The sequence below is a fragment of the Streptomyces sp. NPDC057543 genome (assembly GCF_042801895.1).
Taxonomy (GTDB): domain Bacteria; phylum Actinomycetota; class Actinomycetes; order Streptomycetales; family Streptomycetaceae; genus Streptomyces.
Window position 1 is genome coordinate 1 of sequence record NZ_JBHVFF010000190.1, and the last position, 16,619, is coordinate 16,619.

A 16,619-nucleotide genomic window follows, 5' to 3' on the forward strand; every position below is an offset into this window, starting at 1 on the left:
GGTCCGGGGCGGAGCCCCGGTTCGGCCCGCGGCCGACGCTAGAGCGTCGACCGCAACCACTGCTCCACGCTCGCCACATGCACCGTCGCCCACGCCCGCGCGGCCTCCGCGTCCCGGTCCCGCAACGCCGACACGATCGCCCGGTGCTCATGGAGCGTGCGGCTCACCGCGTCCTCCTGTGTCAGACCGCGCCAGACCCGCGCCCGGGTCGTCGGCCCCGACAGTCCGTCGAGCAGCGAGCAGAGCACCGAGTTCCCGGAGGACTGCACGATCCCGCGGTGGAACTCCAGATCGCAGGCGACCAGCTCCTCCACCGAGGGCTGCGCACCCAGGGCGTCCAACTGCGAGCTCAGCAAGTCCAGTTGGGCCTCACTGATCCGGGTGGCCGCCATCGCCGTCGCCGCCGGTTCCAGGATCCGGCGGACGGCCAGGAATTCGAGCACGGTGTCGTCGCGGTGGAAGTCCACGACAAAGCTCAGCGCCTCCAGCAGCAACTGCGGATCGAGGCTGGTCACATACGTGCCGTCGCCCTGCCGCACGTCGAGAATGCGGATCAGCGACAGGGCACGCACCGCCTCCCGGAGGGAGTTGCGGGAGAGCCCCAGCTCGGCCGCGAGTTCGCTCTCCTTGGGGAGCCGGTCGCCGGGCCGTAGCGCACCCGAGACGATCATTCCCTTGATCTTCTCGATCGCCTCGTCGGTGACAGCCATGACGGTCCTCCTGGATCCGGACTGGAATCAGACATCCGATGTCTCCCTTCATTATGCGGGTCGGAAGAGGCTGATGAACCAGGTCTGCCGCAGGTCGTCCCGGGGGATCGCACGCGCACGGCGCCCGTACGGCTCGCCCACCGGCCCGAGGCATACCCGGCAGGCGGACATACGGGTGGGGCGGCCCCGCTGGGGAACCTCCGGACATACGGGTGGGGCGGCCCCGCTGGGGAACCTCCGGATATACGGACGGGCGGCCCCGCCGGGGAACCTCCGGACATACGGGTGGGGCGGCCCCCCCGGGAACCGCCCCGTCCGATGCCTACGGCCGCGTCAGCTCCGGTCGCCGAGCATGGACTCGACGCCGGCCCGGATCTCGTCCGTCGCCAGGCCCCGGATCGTCAGCGTCGTCCGGCGGCGCAGTACGTCGTCCGCCGTCTCGGCCCACTCGTGATCACGCGCGTAGGCGACCTGCGCCCAGATCTCCGGCGCGTCCGGATGGACGCGCGCGGCCAGCGCCGGGTTCTCGTTCGCCAGCCGTGCGATGTCGAAGGCGAGCGAGCCGTAGTGGGTGGCGAGGTGGCGGGCCGTGTCGGCCGCCATCCGCGGGCCGGGCGTACCGCCGTCGATCAGGAGCCGGTGTGCCACCGCGTTCGGGTTGGCGATGCCGGGCAGCGGGAGCTTCTTCGGCAGCCGCGAGATCGGCTCCATGTCGTCCGCCAGGGGGTGACCGGGGAGCGCGGCCAGCTTGTTCATCACCGTCCGGCCGATGTGGCGGAACGTCGTCCACTTGCCGCCCGCGACCGACAGCATGCCGCCGCGGCCCTCGGTCACGACCGTCTCGCGCTTGGCCTTGGACGTGTCGCCCGGGCCGCCGGGCAGCACCCGCAGACCCGCGAAGGAGTACGTGATCAGATCGCGCGACAGCTGCTGGTCCTTGATGGAGAACGCCGCCTCGTCGAGGATCTGCGCGGTGTCCTTCTCGTTGACCGCGACGTCCGCCGGATCGCCCTCGTACTCCTCGTCCGTCGTGCCGAGCAGCAGCATGTCCTCCCACGGCAGGGCGAACGTGATCCGGTACTTGTCGATCGGGGTCGCCAGCGCGGCCTTCCACGGCCGCGTCCGCTTCAGCACCAGGTGCGCGCCCTTGGAGAGACGTATCGAAGGAGCCGCACCGGCATCCTCCATCTTCCGCAGGTGATCGACCCACGGGCCGGTGGCGTTCAGCACGAGACGGGCGTTGACGCCGAACTCCGTACCGTCCGTACGGTCCTCCAGGTCGGCGCCCGTCACCCGGCCCCGGGTGAACCGCAGCCCGGTCACCGCCGCGTGGTTGAGGACGACCGCACCCGCGTCGACGGCCGCGCGGACCGTCATCAGCGCCATCCGGGCATCGTTCATCTGGTCGTCGCCGTAGACCGCGACGGCCTTCAGTCCGTCCGTACGCAGCTCCGGCACATCGCGCTGCGCCTTCGCCGGGCTGATCACGTGCCCGACCCCGTCACCGAACGCGGAGAGCGCCGAGTACGCGAACACACCCGCGCCGAGCTTGGCCGCGCCGTGCGGCCCGCCCTTGTAGACCGGCAGGTAGAAGGTGAGCGGATTGGCCAGGTGCGGTGCGACCTGACGGGACACCGCACGGCGCTCGAAGTGGTTCTCCGCGACGAGCTTCACCGCACCGGTCTGCAGGTAGCGCAGACCACCGTGGAGCAGCTTGGAGGAGGCGGAGGAAGTGGCGCCGGCGAAGTCGCCGGCGTCCACCAGGGCCACCCGCAGCCCGGACTGCGCGGCGTGCCAGGCGGTGGAGATGCCCAGGATGCCGCCACCGATCACCAGGAGGTCGTACGCAGCCTTGGACAGCTGCTCCCGAGTCTCGGCGCGGCTCGGGAGGGAGCCGGAGGCCGGGTGTGTCCCGAGTGCCGGGACGCTCTGCAGGGTGGTCATGGTGATTACTCCTCGTCTTCGAGCCAGCCCATGGTCCGTTCCACGGCCTTGAGCCAGCTCTTGTACTCGCGGTCGCGGGTGTCCGCGTCCATGCGGGGTGTCCACTCGGCGGCCCGGCGCCAGTTGGCGCGCAGCGCGTCGGTGTCCGGCCAGAAGCCGACGGCGAGACCGGCGGCGTAGGCGGCGCCGAGGCAGGTCGTCTCGGCGACCATGGGCCGCACCACGGGTGCGTCCAGGAAGTCGGCGAGCGTCTGCATCAGCAAGTTGTTGGAGGTCATCCCGCCGTCGACCTTCAGGGCGGTGAGCTCGACACCGGAGTCCTTCGTCATGGCGTCGGTGATTTCCCGGGTCTGCCAGGCGGTCGCCTCCAGGACGGCACGGGCGATGTGGGCCTTGGTGACGTACCGGGTCAGACCGGCGATGACGCCGCGGGCGTCGGAGCGCCAGTACGGAGCGAACAGACCGGAGAAGGCGGGCACGAAGTACGCGCCACCGTTGTCCTCGACCGACGAGGCCAGCGTCTCGATCTCGGCCGCGGAGTTGATCAGGCCCATCTGGTCGCGCATCCACTGCACCAGCGAGCCGGTGACGGCGATGGAGCCTTCCAGGGCGTAGACCGGCTTCTGTTCGCCGATCCGGTATCCGACGGTCGTCAGCAGTCCGTTGTACGAGTTGACGGGCGTCTCACCGGTGTTCATCAGCATGAAGGTGCCGGTGCCGTACGTGGACTTGGCCTCGCCCTCGGAGAAACAGGTCTGGCCGAAGAGGGCCGCCTGCTGGTCGCCGAGCGCGGAGGCGACCGGGACGCCGTCCAGGACGCCGCCCTTCGCGGTGCCGTACACCTCGGCGGAGGAGCGGATCTCGGGCAGCACGGCCGCCGGGATCTCCATGGACGCGAGGATCTTGGTGTCCCACGTCATGGAGTGCAGGTTCATCAGGAGGGTGCGCGAGGCGTTGGTGACGTCGGTGACGTGGACGCCGCCGTTCGTGCCGCCGGTCAGGTTCCAGATGACCCAGGAGTCCATCGTGCCGAAAAGGATGTCGCCGCGCTCGGCGCGCTCGCGCAGCCCCTCGACGTTGTCGAGCAGCCAGCGGACCTTGGGGCCGGCGAAGTACGAGGCGAGCGGCAGACCGGTCTCGCGGCGGAAGCGGTCCTGGCCCACGTTGCGGCCGAGCTCCTTGCAGAGCGCGTCGGTACGGGTGTCCTGCCAGACGAGGGCGTTGTGGACCGGCTCACCGGTGTTCTTGTCCCAGAGCAGCGTGGTCTCGCGCTGGTTGGTGATGCCGATGGCCTTCACGTCGGCGGCGGTGATGCCCGCCTTGACGACGGCGCCCGCCACGACCTCCTGGACGTTCTCCCAGATCTCGGTCGCGTTGTGCTCGACCCAGCCCGGCTTCGGGAAGATCTGCTCGTGCTCCTTCTGGTCGACGGAGACGATCCGGCCGTCCTTGTCGAAGACGATGCAGCGGCTGGAGGTGGTGCCCTGGTCGATGGCCGCGATGAACGGGCCGGTGGTGTGTGCGTCGGTCACGGTGTGCTCCCGGAAGTCTGTGTGGTCGTGAGGGTTACGGCTCTGTGCGTCACAGCTCTGTGCTCATGGCTCTGTACGTCACGGCTCAGGCGAAGGCGACGTTGTAGAGCCCGCCCGCGATCGCGCCGCCGACGAGCGGTCCGACGACCGGGATCCATGCGTAGCCCCAGTCGGAGCCGCCCTTGTTCGGCAGCGGAAGCAGCGCGTGCACGATACGCGGACCGAGGTCGCGAACCGGGTTGATCGCGTAACCCGTCGGCCCGCCGAGCGAGAGACCGATACCGACGACGACCAGCGCGGTGACCATCGCGCCGAGCGTGCCGAGGCCGTTGCCGTCGTTGTTGAGGCCCTGGGTGAGGATCGCCAGGACGAGTACGACGGTGGCGATGATCTCGGTGGCGAGGTTCTGCACCGCGTGCCGGATCTCGGGGCCGGTGGAGAAGATGCCCAGCACCGGGCCCGCCTTCGGGGCGGAGGCCTGGTCGACCATGGCCTCTTCACCCGGCTGGGTGCCCACGATCTCCGGATCTGTGAGATGCGCCCGGAACTGCCCGTAGTACGTCAGCCAGACCAGCACCGCGCCGATCATCGCACCGAACAGCTGGGAGCCGAGGTACAGCGGTACGTCGCTCCACTTGGTGCCGCCCTCGATCGCGAGACCGATCGTGACCGCCGGATTGAGATGCGCGCCGGACACGCCGCCGGCCAGATACGCGCCGGTCAGCACGGCGAAACCCCACCCGAAGGTGATGGCGAGCCAGCCGGCGTTCTGCGCCTTGGAGCGCTTGAGAGTGACGGCCGCACAGACACCGCCGCCGAGCAGGATGAGTACGGCGGTACCTATGGTCTCGCCGATGAAGATGTCGGAGCTGGACACCCGCGACTCCTTTGTCCTTCGTCCAGGGAAGCCGAACCCCGGGTCCCTCCGGTGGTCCGCGCCCTCACGTGAGGGCGTTTTCCGGTCCTTGACGCTGTCACACCTTAACGCGAAATCCCGTTAGCTGTTCGACAATGCCGACCGGTGAACGGCAATGCTTCCCCCAGGTGAAACATGCGTCAAGGGTTGTGTGGTCTATAACTCGATCGTTACCCGACGGTCCGCGGTGGTGCGGCCACCGTCGGTGATAACCCGCCGTCGCGGTCAGAAGGGGCGGGCGCCCAGATCCCTGGAGACCGCGCGGGCGCAGTCCCGTACCGCGGCGATCAGCTCGGGGCGCAGCTCCCCGTCCGCGCAGACCCGCTCCACCGCGCCGGTCACGGCCACCGCGCCGACCGGCATCCGCCGCCGGTCGTGGATCGGGGCGGCCACCGCCGCCACACCCTCCCAGGTCTCCTCCACGTCGGCTGCCCAGCCGCGGGCCCGGATCAGGTCGAGCATCGCCTCGAACTCCGCCACGTCGGTGACGGTGTGCGGGGTGAAGGACCTCCGCTCGGCCTCCATCACCTCGGTGTGCGCCACCGGGTCGTACGCCGAGAGCACCTTGCCCAGGGCCGTGGAGTGCAGCGGCTGCATGGCCCCGACCTCCAGGACCTGCCGGCTGTCGTCGGGCCGGAACACATGGTGGACGATGAGGACGCCCTGCTGGTGCAGGACCCCCAGATGGGCGCTCTCGCCGCTGGAACGGGCCAGGTCGTCCGTCCAGACGAGCGCCCGTGCCCGCAGTTCGTGGACGTCCAGATAGCTGTTGCCCAGGCGCAGCAGCTCGGCGCCCAGCTGATAGCGGCCGGACGCCGTGTCCTGCTCGACGAAGCCCTCGTGCTGGAGCGTGCGCAGAATGCCGTGTGCGGTGCCCTTGGCCAGGCCCAGTGAAGAGGCGATGTCGGACAGCCCCAGCCGACGCTCGCCGCCTGCCAGCAGGCGCAGCATCGCCGCCGCCCGCTCCAGCGACTGGATGTTCTTGGCCATCGCGCCGTACTCCTCCACCTCGGTTCGACAATGCTGAACACTATCGGTCGATGCCGACCCGTGCGCGGGCGCGCAGGAAAACCAGCTGCACCACTCCGATCCGGACATCGCCCCGCACAGCATGCCGTCCGTTCCGTGGGACGGAGTGACGGCCCCGGGCGCCACCCGGCTACCCTGGCCTGGTGCGCCTTCCGCCGAAGCCGCAAAGCCGACAGCCGTCGCATCCCAGGGAGTACATCCATGGCCTCGTCGCCGACCCCTTCCGCCGACAGCCGGAACCGAGCCGAAGCCCTTCGTGAGGCACTCGCCACCCGGGTGGTGGTGGCCGACGGTGCCATGGGCACCATGCTCCAGGCACAGGACCCGACCCTCGAGGATTTCCAGAACCTCGAAGGCTGCAACGAGATCCTGAACGTCACGCGTCCCGACATCGTGCGCTCCGTGCATGAGGAGTACTTCGCCGTCGGCGTGGACTGCGTCGAGACGAACACCTTCGGCGCCAACCTGGCCGCCCTGGGCGAGTACGACATCGCCGAGCGGGTCTTCGAGCTCTCCGAGTCCGGCGCGCGCATCGCGCGCGAGGTCGCCGACGAATTCACCGCCTCCACCGGCCGGCAGCGCTGGGTGCTCGGCTCCATGGGCCCGGGCACGAAGCTGCCGACGCTGGGCCACGCCCCGTACACCAAGCTCCGCGACGCCTACCAGCAGAACGCCGAGGGCATGATCGCCGGCGGCGCCGACGCCCTCCTGGTCGAGACCACCCAGGACCTGCTGCAGACCAAGGCGTCCGTCATCGGCGCCCGCCGCGCCCTGGAGGCCACCGGGGCCAACCTCCCGGTGATCTGCTCCGTCACCGTCGAGACGACCGGCACCATGCTGCTCGGCTCCGAGATCGGCGCGGCGCTCACCGCGCTGGAACCGCTCGGCATCGACCTCATCGGCCTGAACTGCGCCACCGGCCCCGCCGAGATGAGCGAGCACCTGCGCTACCTCGCCCGCCACTCGCGCATCCCGCTCTCCTGCATGCCCAACGCCGGCCTCCCCGTGCTCGGCAAGGACGGCGCGCACTACCCGCTGTCCCCGGCCGAGCTGGCCGACGCCCAGGAGACCTTCGTCCGCGAGTACGGCCTCGCGCTGGTCGGCGGCTGCTGCGGTACGACCCCGGAGCACCTGCGCCAGGTCGTCGAGCGGGTCCGCGGCGTCGCCGTCACCCCTCGCACCCCGCACCCCGAGCCGGGCGCCGCGTCCCTCTACCAGACCGTCCCGTTCCGCCAGGACACCTCGTACCTCGCGATCGGTGAGCGTACGAACGCCAACGGCTCGAAGAAGTTCCGCGAGGCCATGCTGGAGGCCCGCTGGGACGACTGCGTGGAGATGGCCCGCGACCAGATCCGCGAGGGTGCCCACATGCTCGACCTCTGCGTCGACTACGTGGGTCGCGACGGCGTGGCGGACATGGAACAGCTGGCCGGCCGCTTCGCCACCGCCTCGACTCTGCCGATCGTGCTCGACTCCACCGAACTGCCCGTCCTGCGCGCCGGTCTGGAGAAGCTCGGCGGCCGTGCCGTCCTCAACTCCGTCAACTACGAGGACGGCGACGGACCCGAGTCCCGCTTCGCCAAGGTCACCGCGCTGGCCGCCGAGCACGGCGCCGCGCTGATCGCCCTGACCATCGACGAGGAGGGCCAGGCCCGCACCGTCGAGCACAAGGTTGCCGTCGCCGAGCGGCTCATCGCGGACCTGACCGGCAACTGGGGCATCCAGGAGTCGGACATCCTCATCGACACCCTGACCTTCACGATCTGCACCGGCCAGGAGGAGTCCCGCGGCGACGGCGTCGCCACCATCGGGGCCATCCGCGAACTGAAGAAGCGCCACCCCGACGTACAGACGACGCTCGGCCTGTCCAACATCTCCTTCGGCCTCAACCCGGCTGCCCGTGTCGTCCTCAACTCCGTCTTCCTCGACGAGTGCGTCAAGGCCGGTCTCGACTCCGCGATCGTGCACGCCTCCAAGATCCTGCCGATCGCACGTCTCGAAGAGGAGCAGGTCAAGGTCGCGCTCGACCTCATCTACGACCGGCGCTCCGAGGGCTACGACCCCCTCCAGAAGCTCATGGAGCTGTTCGAGGGCGTCAGCACGAAGTCGATGAAGGCGGGCAAGGCCGAGGAGCTCCTCGCCCTGCCGCTCGACGAACGCCTCCAGCGCCGGATCATCGACGGCGAGAAGAACGGCCTGGAGACCGACCTCGACGAGGCCCTCCAGACCCGCCCGGCCCTCGACATCGTCAACGACACCCTCCTGGAGGGCATGAAGGTCGTCGGCGAGCTCTTCGGCTCCGGCCAGATGCAGCTGCCGTTCGTGCTCCAGTCCGCCGAGGTCATGAAGTCCGCGGTGGCCTACCTGGAGCCGCACATGGAGAAGTCCGACGCCGAGGGCAAGGGCACCATCGTCCTGGCCACCGTCCGCGGCGATGTCCACGACATCGGCAAGAACCTCGTCGACATCATCCTGTCCAACAACGGCTACAACGTCGTGAACCTCGGCATCAAGCAGCCCGTCTCCGCGATCCTGGAGGCCGCCGAGGAGCACCGCGCCGACGTCATCGGCATGTCCGGCCTGCTGGTGAAGTCCACCGTGATCATGAAGGAGAACCTGGAGGAGCTGAACCAGCGCAAGCTGGCCGCCGACTTCCCGGTGATCCTCGGCGGCGCCGCCCTCACCCGGGCCTACGTCGAGCAGGACCTCCACGAGATCTACGAGGGCGAGGTCCGCTACGCCCGGGACGCGTTCGAGGGGCTGCGCCTGATGGACGCCCTGATCGCGGTCAAGCGCGGCGTGCCCGGCGCCGTCCTCCCGGAACTCAAGCAGCGCCGCGTTCCCAAGCGCGACACCGCGGTCCTGGAGGTCGACGAGCCGGAGGAGGGCGTCCGCTCCGACGTCGCCGTGGACAACCCGGTCCCCGAGCCCCCCTTCTGGGGCACCCGGGTCGTCAAGGGCATCCAGCTCAAGGAGTACGCGTCCTGGCTGGACGAGGGCGCGCTCTTCAAGGGCCAGTGGGGCCTCAAGCAGGCCCGCGCCGGTGACGGACCGACGTACGAGGAACTCGTCGAGACCGAGGGCCGCCCGCACCTGCGCGGCTGGCTCGACAAGCTCCACACCGAGAACCTGCTGGAAGCCGCCGTCGTCTACGGCTACTTCCCCTGTGTCTCCAAAGGTGAAGACCTGATCCTGCTCCACGAGGACGGCTCCGAGCGCACCCGCTTCACCTTCCCGCGCCAGCGCCGCGGCCGCCGCCTGTGCCTTGCGGACTTCTTCCGCCCCGAGGAGTCCGGCGAGACGGACGTGATCGGCCTCCAGGTCGTCACCGTCGGTTCGAAGATCGGCAGCGAGACCGCCAAGCTCTTCGAGGCCAACTCCTACCGCGACTACCTGGAGCTGCACGGCCTGTCCGTCCAGCTGGCCGAGGCCCTCGCCGAGTACTGGCACGCCCGCGTCCGCTCCGAGCTCGGCTTCGGCGGCGAGGACCCGGCCGATGTCGAGGACATGTTCGCGCTGAAGTACCGCGGCGCGCGCTTCTCCCTCGGCTACGGCGCCTGCCCCGACCTGGAGGACCGGGCGAAGATCGCCGAGCTGCTCCAGCCGGAGCGGATCGGTGTGCAGCTCTCGGAGGAGTTCCAGCTGCACCCGGAGCAGTCCACCGACGCGATCGTCATCCATCACCCTGAGGCGAAGTACTTCAACGCGCGGTAGGACGCCGTTCACCGCGTCGTAGCAGAACAAGTCGTACACTGGTCGGTCCAGTGCAGGCCGGTCGCCCTTCCCACGGGAAAAGGCGGCCGGCCTTCTCGTCCCTTACGGAAGGTGTGCCGGATGACCAGCACGGTTCCTGCGTCCATGACCCGCACGGCCGAAGGCGCCGCCCTGCAGGCCGTCCTGCTCGACATGGACGGCACCCTTGTCGACACCGAGGGCTTCTGGTGGGACGCCGAGGTGGAGGTCTTCGCCGAGCTCGGACACCGGCTCGACGAGGCATGGCGGGACGTGGTGGTCGGCGGGCCGATGACCCGCAGTGCCGGCTACCTCATGGATGTGACCGGCGCGGACATCACCCTCGCCGAACTCACCGTGCTGCTCAACGACCGCTTCGAGGAGCGCATCGGCCGCGGTGTGCCGCTGATGCCGGGTGCGGCACGGCTGCTGGCCGAACTGGCCAGGCACGAGATTCCCACCGCCCTGGTCTCCGCCTCGCACCGCCGGATCATCGACCGGGTGCTGGACTCGGTGGGTCACCACCACTTCTCCCTGACCGTCGCGGGCGACGAGGTCGCCCGTACGAAGCCGCACCCGGAGCCCTATCTCACCGCCGCGTCCGGCTTCGGGGCCGAGCCCGAGCGGTGTGCGGTCATCGAGGACACCGCGACCGGAGTCGCGGCCGCGGAGGCCGCGGGCTGCCGGGTGGTCGCCGTACCGTCCGTCGCGCCGATCGCCCCGGCGTCCGGCCGTGTGGTCGTGCGTTCGCTCGAAGAAGTCGACCTCGCATTTCTCCGGGGGCTGGTCACGGGAATGCGGTGATCCACACACCGAGAGTGTTTCTGTGAATAAACCGAAAAACTCTCGGCATCGGATGGTGCATTTTCTGTCGTGCGCACGTGTGTGCAGACCGGGCGCACGGCAAAGGGAAGAAAGAGGCCCGGGCGTGACCTTTGTCACCCGAACTTATCGCGGAGCGCCTTTCAAGATCGCCCGAGGTGTCCGATTCGGGGTGTCGAAGTGTCCCGATTGATGGCTTCTCGTACGAAACCCTCCCCGTCGGGGAAAAATGGCGCGCCGGTAATTCCCGGCACCGCCTGATTACGCATCGGGCATATCCGGTCCGGCATTGCCGACGCCGCCCGCTAATGTCGTTTTCTCCATGCCGGGATGAGGGAGAGCGTCCACGATGAACCGCAAGACTCTGGTGCTGCCGGCCGTGGTCGGCCTGCTCGCACCCGCACTCGCCGCCTGCGGCGCGTCGGGCGACGGGAGCGATGGCAGGGCCGCCATCGTTGTCGGCACCACGGACCAGTTCGTGACCTCCAAGGGCAACCCCGCACCCCTGGACCCCGCCATCGGCTACGAAGCGGGCGTGTGGAACGTGCTCCGGCAGACCGTGCAGACCCTGACGCATGTGCCGCGCGGTGGTGGCGAGCCGGTCCCCGAAGCGGCCGAGAGCTGCACCTTCACGGACACCCAGAACGAGAGCTACCGCTGCAAGCTGCGCGTCGGCCTGAAGTTCGCCGACGGCAAGCCGATCACCGCCGATGACGTGAAGTACTCCATCGACCGCGTCATCCGCATCAACGCGGCCAACGGGCCCGTCGCCCTGCTCGCCAACATCGACACCGTCGAGACGCGGGGCGAGCGGGAGGTCGTCTTCCACCTCCGCACGCCGGACGCCACGTTCCCGTACAAGCTCGCCACCCCGGTCGCCGGCATCGTGCCACGGAGCAAGTACGCGGCGAAGTCCGCGCGCACCGGATTCCAGGTGGACGGCTCCGGTCCGTACACCATGAAGCCGGAAGTCGAGCACCACCGGGTCGTCAAGGTCCTCTTCACCAGGAACCCTTACTACAAGGGCGATCTGAAGGTACGGAACGACGAGGTCGAACTGGACCTCTTCCCCGACGCCGAGAAGATGGGGAAAGCCCTCGACAGCAAGAAGATCGACATGATGACCGGCACCATGTCGCCCGAGCAGTCCCGGCGGCTGCTCGAGAACCCCGAAAACGGCATCAAGCTCACCGAGATGCCTGGTCTCGCTGTCAGCTTTCTCGGGTTCGACACCAAGGACCCGGCCGTGAACAAGCCCGTACGCCAGGCCATGGCCCAGGTCATCGACCGGGGTGAGATCGCGAGCAAGGTGTACGGCACCACGGCCGAGCCGCTGTACTCGCTGATCCCGTCCGGCATCACCGCGCACACCAACTCGTTCTACAACAAGTACGGCGAGCCCAGCACCGCGAAGGCCGCGGCGATCCTGCACGCCGCGGGCATCGACACCCCGGTGAAGCTCACCCTGCACTACACGACGGACCACTTCGGCACCGGCACGGCCACCGAATTCGAGGCCCTGAAGAAGCAGTTCAACGACACCGGGCTGTTCGACGTCGCCGTCCAGGGCACCGCCTGGGAGAAGTACCGCCCCGCGCAGGTGCGCGGCGACTACGCCGTCTACGGCATGGGCTGGTTCCCCGACTTCCCGGACCCCGACAACTTCACGGCGCCGTTCCTCGACAGGAACAACTTCCTCAACTCGCCCTACAAGTCGGACCCGGCCCAGAAGACGCTCATCCCGCAGTCCCGCCGGGAGTCCGACCGCAGCGCCTCGGCCAAGACCTTCGAGCGGCTCCAGGACATCGTTGCCCAGGACGTCCCCGTACTGCCGGTCTGGCAGGGCAAGCAGTACGTCGCCTCCCGCGAAGGCCTCACGGGCGTCGAATGGGCGGTCAACTCATCCGCCGACCTCCAGCTCTGGGAGCTCGCCGACGACACCGCCTGAGCACGGACGATGCCCCGGCCGCACCCGGCCGGGGCGCAGGCCGGCTCCGCCGGCCCGTTCGTCCGCTCACTGGGCGCCGGGGCGCACCAGGCCGCTCTCGTACGCGTACACAGCCGCCTGCACCCGGTCCCGCAGGCCGAGCTTGGTCAGGACATGGCCGACATGCGTCTTGACCGTCGTCTCACTGACGAACAGATCCGCGGCGATCTCCGCGTTCGACAGGCCGCGCGCCACCAGCTTCAGCACCTCGACCTCACGGTCCGTCAGGGTGTGCAGGGTGTCGGGCACCGGCTCCTCGCCGGACGGCAGATGATCCGCGTACTTGTCGAGCAGCCTGCGGGTGATGCTCGGAGCGAGCATCGCCTCGCCCGCCGCGACCACACGGATCGCCTGCACCAGCTCATTGGCCGGAGCGTCCTTCAACAGGAAGCCGCTGGCACCGGCGCGCAACGCCTCCACCACGTACTCGTCGAGATCGAACGTGGTCAGCACCAGCACCTTAGCCGGACCGTCTCGGCCCGGACCGGTGATCTGACGCGTCGCCTCGACGCCGTCCATCCGCGGCATGCGGATGTCCATCAGCACCACATCGGGCTGCAGCGCCCGCACCTGGTCGAGAGCCTGGAGGCCGTCACCGGCCTCACCCACCACCGCGAGATCCCCCTCCGCCTCCAGAATCATCCGGAAGCCGGTGCGCAGCAGCGGTTGGTCGTCGACCAATAGGACGCGGATAGCCACAGGGTCTCCTCAAGGTCCTTCCAGGGCCACAGGCCGGGCGGCCTCGGCACGGACCGGATCCATTCTGCCCTGGACCTCCTGCTCCGATTCCGCCGGGCGTACGGACAACGGATAAACCGGGGGAGTGCCGCCGAATTCGGGACAGGCCGCCTGGTGGTCGCACCAGCCGCAGAGCTTCGTCGGCCGGGGCCGCCACTCGCCCGTCTCCGTCGCCAGCCGGATCGCGTCCCAGAGCGCCAGCAGCTTCCGCTCGACCCGCTCCAGATCCGCCACCACCGGGTCGTACGTCATGATGTCGCCGCTGCCGAGATAGACGAGCTGGAGCCGCCGCGGCACCACACCCTTCAGCCGCCAGATCACCAGGGCGTAGAACTTCATCTGGAAGAGCGCACCCTCCGCGTACTCCGGACGCGGCGCCTTCCCCGTCTTGTAGTCGACGATCCGGACCTCGCCCGTGGGCGCCACATCGATCCGGTCGATCACCCCGCGCAGCCGCAGCCCCGACTCCAGCTCCGTCTCGACGAACAGCTCCCGCTCGGCGGGCTCCAGGCGCGTCGGATCCTCCAGCGAGAACCACCGCTCCACGAGGCTCTCCGCCTCCGAGAGCCAGCGCGACAGCCGCTCGCCCCCGGCATCCTCCGCGAACAGCTCTGACAGCTCCGGCTTCGACTCCAGCAGCCGGTCCCACTGGGCGGGGATCAGTGACGTGGCCCGGCCGGCCGTGCGCTCCGCGGCCGGGTTGTCGAAGAGCCGCTCCAGCACCGCGTGCACCAGCGTGCCCCGGGTGGCCGCTTCGCTGGGCTTCTCCGGCAGTTTGTCGATGACCCGGAAGCGGTACAGCAGAGGACACTGCATGAAATCGCTCGCCCGCGACGGCGACAGGGACGAAGGCGGCTGCGGGGGCCGCGGCAGGGACGTCATGTCGAAGACCCTACGGGCCGCCACTGACAGCCGGCGGCATACCATCGACCACACACCCTCGAACACTGCATGATCGTGCCGACCGGCACCGACCGAAGGGACCTCGTGGACGAGAGCGGCGACAGCGGACGGCCGCAGCCCGGTACCGGGGGAGCAGGCCCCGGCACCGGCCCCGGCAAGGGCGAGCCGCGGCGCCCCGAAGAGCCCGGAGGCGGCCTTCTCATGGGCCGTCCGTTCGGCGTACCCGTGTACGTCGCACCCAGCTGGTTCGTCGTGGCCGCACTGATCACCTGGGTCTTCGGCGGCCAGCTCGAACGGGTGCTGCCCGAGCTCGGCGCCGCGCGCTATCTGGTCTCCCTGTTCTTCGCGATCGCCTTCTACGCCTCCGTACTCGTCCACGAACTCGCGCACACGGTCGTCGCGCTGCGCTACAAGCTGCCGGTGCGCCGCATCCAGCTCCAGTTCTTCGGCGGCGTCTCCGAGATCGAGAAGGAGTCCGAGACCCCCGGCCGCGAATTCCTCCTCGCCTTCGTCGGCCCGCTGCTCTCCCTGGTGCTCGCCGGCCTCTTCTACGCCGGTATGAAGTTCGTCGAACCCGGCACCGTACCCGGTGTCCTCCTCGCCGGACTGATGGTCTCCAACCTCCTGGTGGCCGCCTTCAACCTCCTGCCCGGTCTCCCACTCGACGGCGGACGGATGCTCCGCGCCGTCGTCTGGAAGATCACCGGCCGACCGATGAGCGGCACCGTCGCCGCCGCCTGGGTGGGCCGCGCCCTCGCCGTCGTCACCCTCATCGGTCTCCCGCTGCTGACCCACACCGGCTCCTTCGGGAACAACCCCCGGGACCTCAGCGGCATGGAAACCGTCACCGACGCCCTGCTCGCCGCCATCCTCGCCGCCATCATCTGGACCGGAGCGGGCAACAGCCTGCGCATGGCCCGGCTGCGCGAACACCTCCCCGAACTGCGCGCCCGCACCCTCACCCGGCGCGCCGTCCCCGTGGAGTCGGACACCCCGCTCTCCGAGGCCCTGCGCCGCGCGAACGAGGCGGGCGCCCGCGCCCTCGTCGTCGTCGACGGACACGGCGAACCCATGGCCGTCGTCCGCGAGACGTCGATCGTCTCCATTCCCGAACACCGCCGCCCCTGGGTCGCCGTCAGCGGCCTGGCCCAGGACCTCACGGAGGGCATGAAGATCTCCGCCGAGCTGGCCGGCGAAGCACTCCTGGACCGCCTCAAGGCCAACCCCGCCACCGAGTACCTCGTCCTGGAGGAGACCGGGGAGATCTACGGAGTGCTGTCCACCGCCGACGTCGAGCGGGCCTTCGTCGCAGCCCTGGCCAGGCCGGCCGCCTGACCGCCCGGGGGCCGCCTCGCGGTCGGAGCCCCGGGAATCACCGGTAGGCTGGTCACATGTCTGAACCGACCGGTGCCGCCCGCCGACGCGGGCCCTTCAAGGTCGGGGACCAGGTCCAGCTCACCGATCCCAAGGGACGCCACTACACCTTCACGCTCGAAGCCGGAAAGAACTTCCACACCCACAAGGGTTCTTTCCCGCACGACGAGCTGATCGGTGCCCCCGAGGGCAGTGTTGTCCGAACCACGGGAAACGTCGCCTACCTCGCGCTGCGCCCCCTGCTCCCCGACTACGTCCTGTCCATGCCCCGCGGCGCCGCCGTGGTCTACCCCAAGGATGCGGGGCAGATCCTGGCCTTCGCGGACATCTTCCCCGGCGCCCGCGTCGTGGAAGCCGGCGTCGGCTCCGGCTCGCTCTCCACCTTCCTGCTGCGCGCCATCGGCGACCAGGGCATGCTGCACTCCTACGAGCGCCGCGAGGACTTCGCCGAGATCGCCCAGCAGAACGTGGAACGCTACTTCGGCGAACCGCACCCCGCCTGGCAGCTCACCGTCGGCGACCTCCAGGACAACCTCTCGGACACCGACGTCGACCGTGTCATCCTTGACATGCTCGCCCCCTGGGAATGCCTGGAGGCCGTCTCCAAGGCACTCGTGCCCGGCGGCATCCTCTGCGCGTACGTCGCGACCACCACGCAGCTCGCGCGGACCGTCGAGTCGATCCGCGAGATCGGCTGCTTCGCCGAACCGCAGCCCTGGGAATCGATGATCCGCAACTGGCACGTCGAGGGCCTGGCCGTCCGCCCGGACCACCGCATGATCGGCCACACCGGCTTCCTCGTCACCGCCCGCCGCCTGGCCGACGGCGTGGAGGCCCCGCTGCGACGCCGCCGCCCCGCCAAGGGTGCCTACGGCGAGGACTACGACGGTCCCGGCAGCCAGAGCGGCTCCTCCCGCGGCTGAGCCGTACAA

At 69.4% G+C, this 16,619-nt stretch carries 12 protein-coding genes; 5 read left to right on the plus strand and 7 right to left on the minus strand.

Annotated elements, in window-relative coordinates; all coding sequences use genetic code 11:
* Window positions 1-38: 38 nt before the first annotated feature.
* From ACFU8Q_RS27285 to ACFU8Q_RS27305, 5 genes are all read right to left on the minus strand, one after another.
* Entirely contained in the window at window positions 39-710 is a 672-nt protein-coding gene (locus tag ACFU8Q_RS27285) for a FadR/GntR family transcriptional regulator (RefSeq protein ID WP_384458404.1), read from the minus strand.
* A 333-nt stretch (window positions 711-1,043) separates the two neighbouring features.
* Window positions 1,044-2,654, minus strand: coding sequence for an FAD-dependent oxidoreductase (locus ACFU8Q_RS27290; RefSeq protein WP_384458406.1), 1,611 nt, complete (start codon window positions 2,652-2,654; stop codon window positions 1,044-1,046).
* 5 nt (window positions 2,655-2,659) lie between these two features.
* Window positions 2,660-4,186 (minus strand): glycerol kinase GlpK, encoded by a 1,527-nt coding sequence (gene glpK / locus ACFU8Q_RS27295; protein WP_384458408.1) that lies wholly within the window; start codon window positions 4,184-4,186, stop codon window positions 2,660-2,662.
* A gap of 85 nt (window positions 4,187-4,271) precedes the next feature.
* Window positions 4,272-5,063 carry an MIP/aquaporin family protein gene (locus ACFU8Q_RS27300; protein WP_384458410.1) on the minus strand — a complete coding sequence of 264 codons (792 nt, stop codon included), beginning with the start codon at window positions 5,061-5,063 and terminating at the stop codon, window positions 4,272-4,274.
* Between the two features lie 264 nt (window positions 5,064-5,327).
* Window positions 5,328-6,092, minus strand: coding sequence for an IclR family transcriptional regulator (locus ACFU8Q_RS27305; protein ID WP_384458411.1), 765 nt, complete (start codon window positions 6,090-6,092; stop codon window positions 5,328-5,330).
* Between the two features lie 240 nt (window positions 6,093-6,332).
* On the opposite strand from ACFU8Q_RS27305, the gene metH reads away from it, so the two are divergent.
* From metH to ACFU8Q_RS27320, 3 genes are all read left to right on the plus strand, one after another.
* Window positions 6,333-9,845: a methionine synthase gene (metH, locus tag ACFU8Q_RS27310; RefSeq protein WP_384458413.1), complete on the plus strand. Its 3,513-nt coding sequence runs from the start codon at window positions 6,333-6,335 to the stop codon at window positions 9,843-9,845.
* Window positions 9,846-9,965: 120 nt separating this feature from the next.
* Window positions 9,966-10,667 (plus strand): HAD family hydrolase, encoded by a 702-nt coding sequence (locus tag ACFU8Q_RS27315; protein ID WP_384458415.1) that lies wholly within the window; start codon window positions 9,966-9,968, stop codon window positions 10,665-10,667.
* Between the two features lie 367 nt (window positions 10,668-11,034).
* The gene (locus tag ACFU8Q_RS27320; protein ID WP_384458417.1) at window positions 11,035-12,633 is read left to right on the plus strand and encodes an ABC transporter substrate-binding protein; all 1,599 of its coding nucleotides are present in this window, start codon (window positions 11,035-11,037) and stop codon (window positions 12,631-12,633) included.
* 66 nt (window positions 12,634-12,699) lie between these two features.
* Here ACFU8Q_RS27320 and ACFU8Q_RS27325 read toward each other — a convergent pair whose 3' ends face one another.
* Both ACFU8Q_RS27325 and ACFU8Q_RS27330 read right to left on the minus strand, forming a co-directional pair.
* On the minus strand, window positions 12,700-13,371 hold the full coding sequence (locus ACFU8Q_RS27325) for a response regulator transcription factor (RefSeq protein WP_093541287.1): 672 nt from the start codon (window positions 13,369-13,371) through the stop codon (window positions 12,700-12,702).
* Between the two features lie 9 nt (window positions 13,372-13,380).
* Complete coding sequence (locus ACFU8Q_RS27330; protein WP_384458420.1) at window positions 13,381-14,226, minus strand: RecB family exonuclease; 846 nt, start codon at window positions 14,224-14,226, stop codon at window positions 13,381-13,383.
* 171 nt (window positions 14,227-14,397) lie between these two features.
* Here ACFU8Q_RS27330 and ACFU8Q_RS27335 point away from each other — a divergent pair, with 171 nt between their 5' ends.
* On the plus strand, window positions 14,398-15,648 hold the full coding sequence (locus ACFU8Q_RS27335) for a site-2 protease family protein (RefSeq protein WP_384458422.1): 1,251 nt from the start codon (window positions 14,398-14,400) through the stop codon (window positions 15,646-15,648).
* Window positions 15,649-15,704: 56 nt separating this feature from the next.
* Window positions 15,705-16,610: a tRNA (adenine-N1)-methyltransferase gene (locus ACFU8Q_RS27340; protein WP_093541283.1), complete on the plus strand. Its 906-nt coding sequence runs from the start codon at window positions 15,705-15,707 to the stop codon at window positions 16,608-16,610.
* Window positions 16,611-16,619 lie beyond the last annotated feature (9 nt).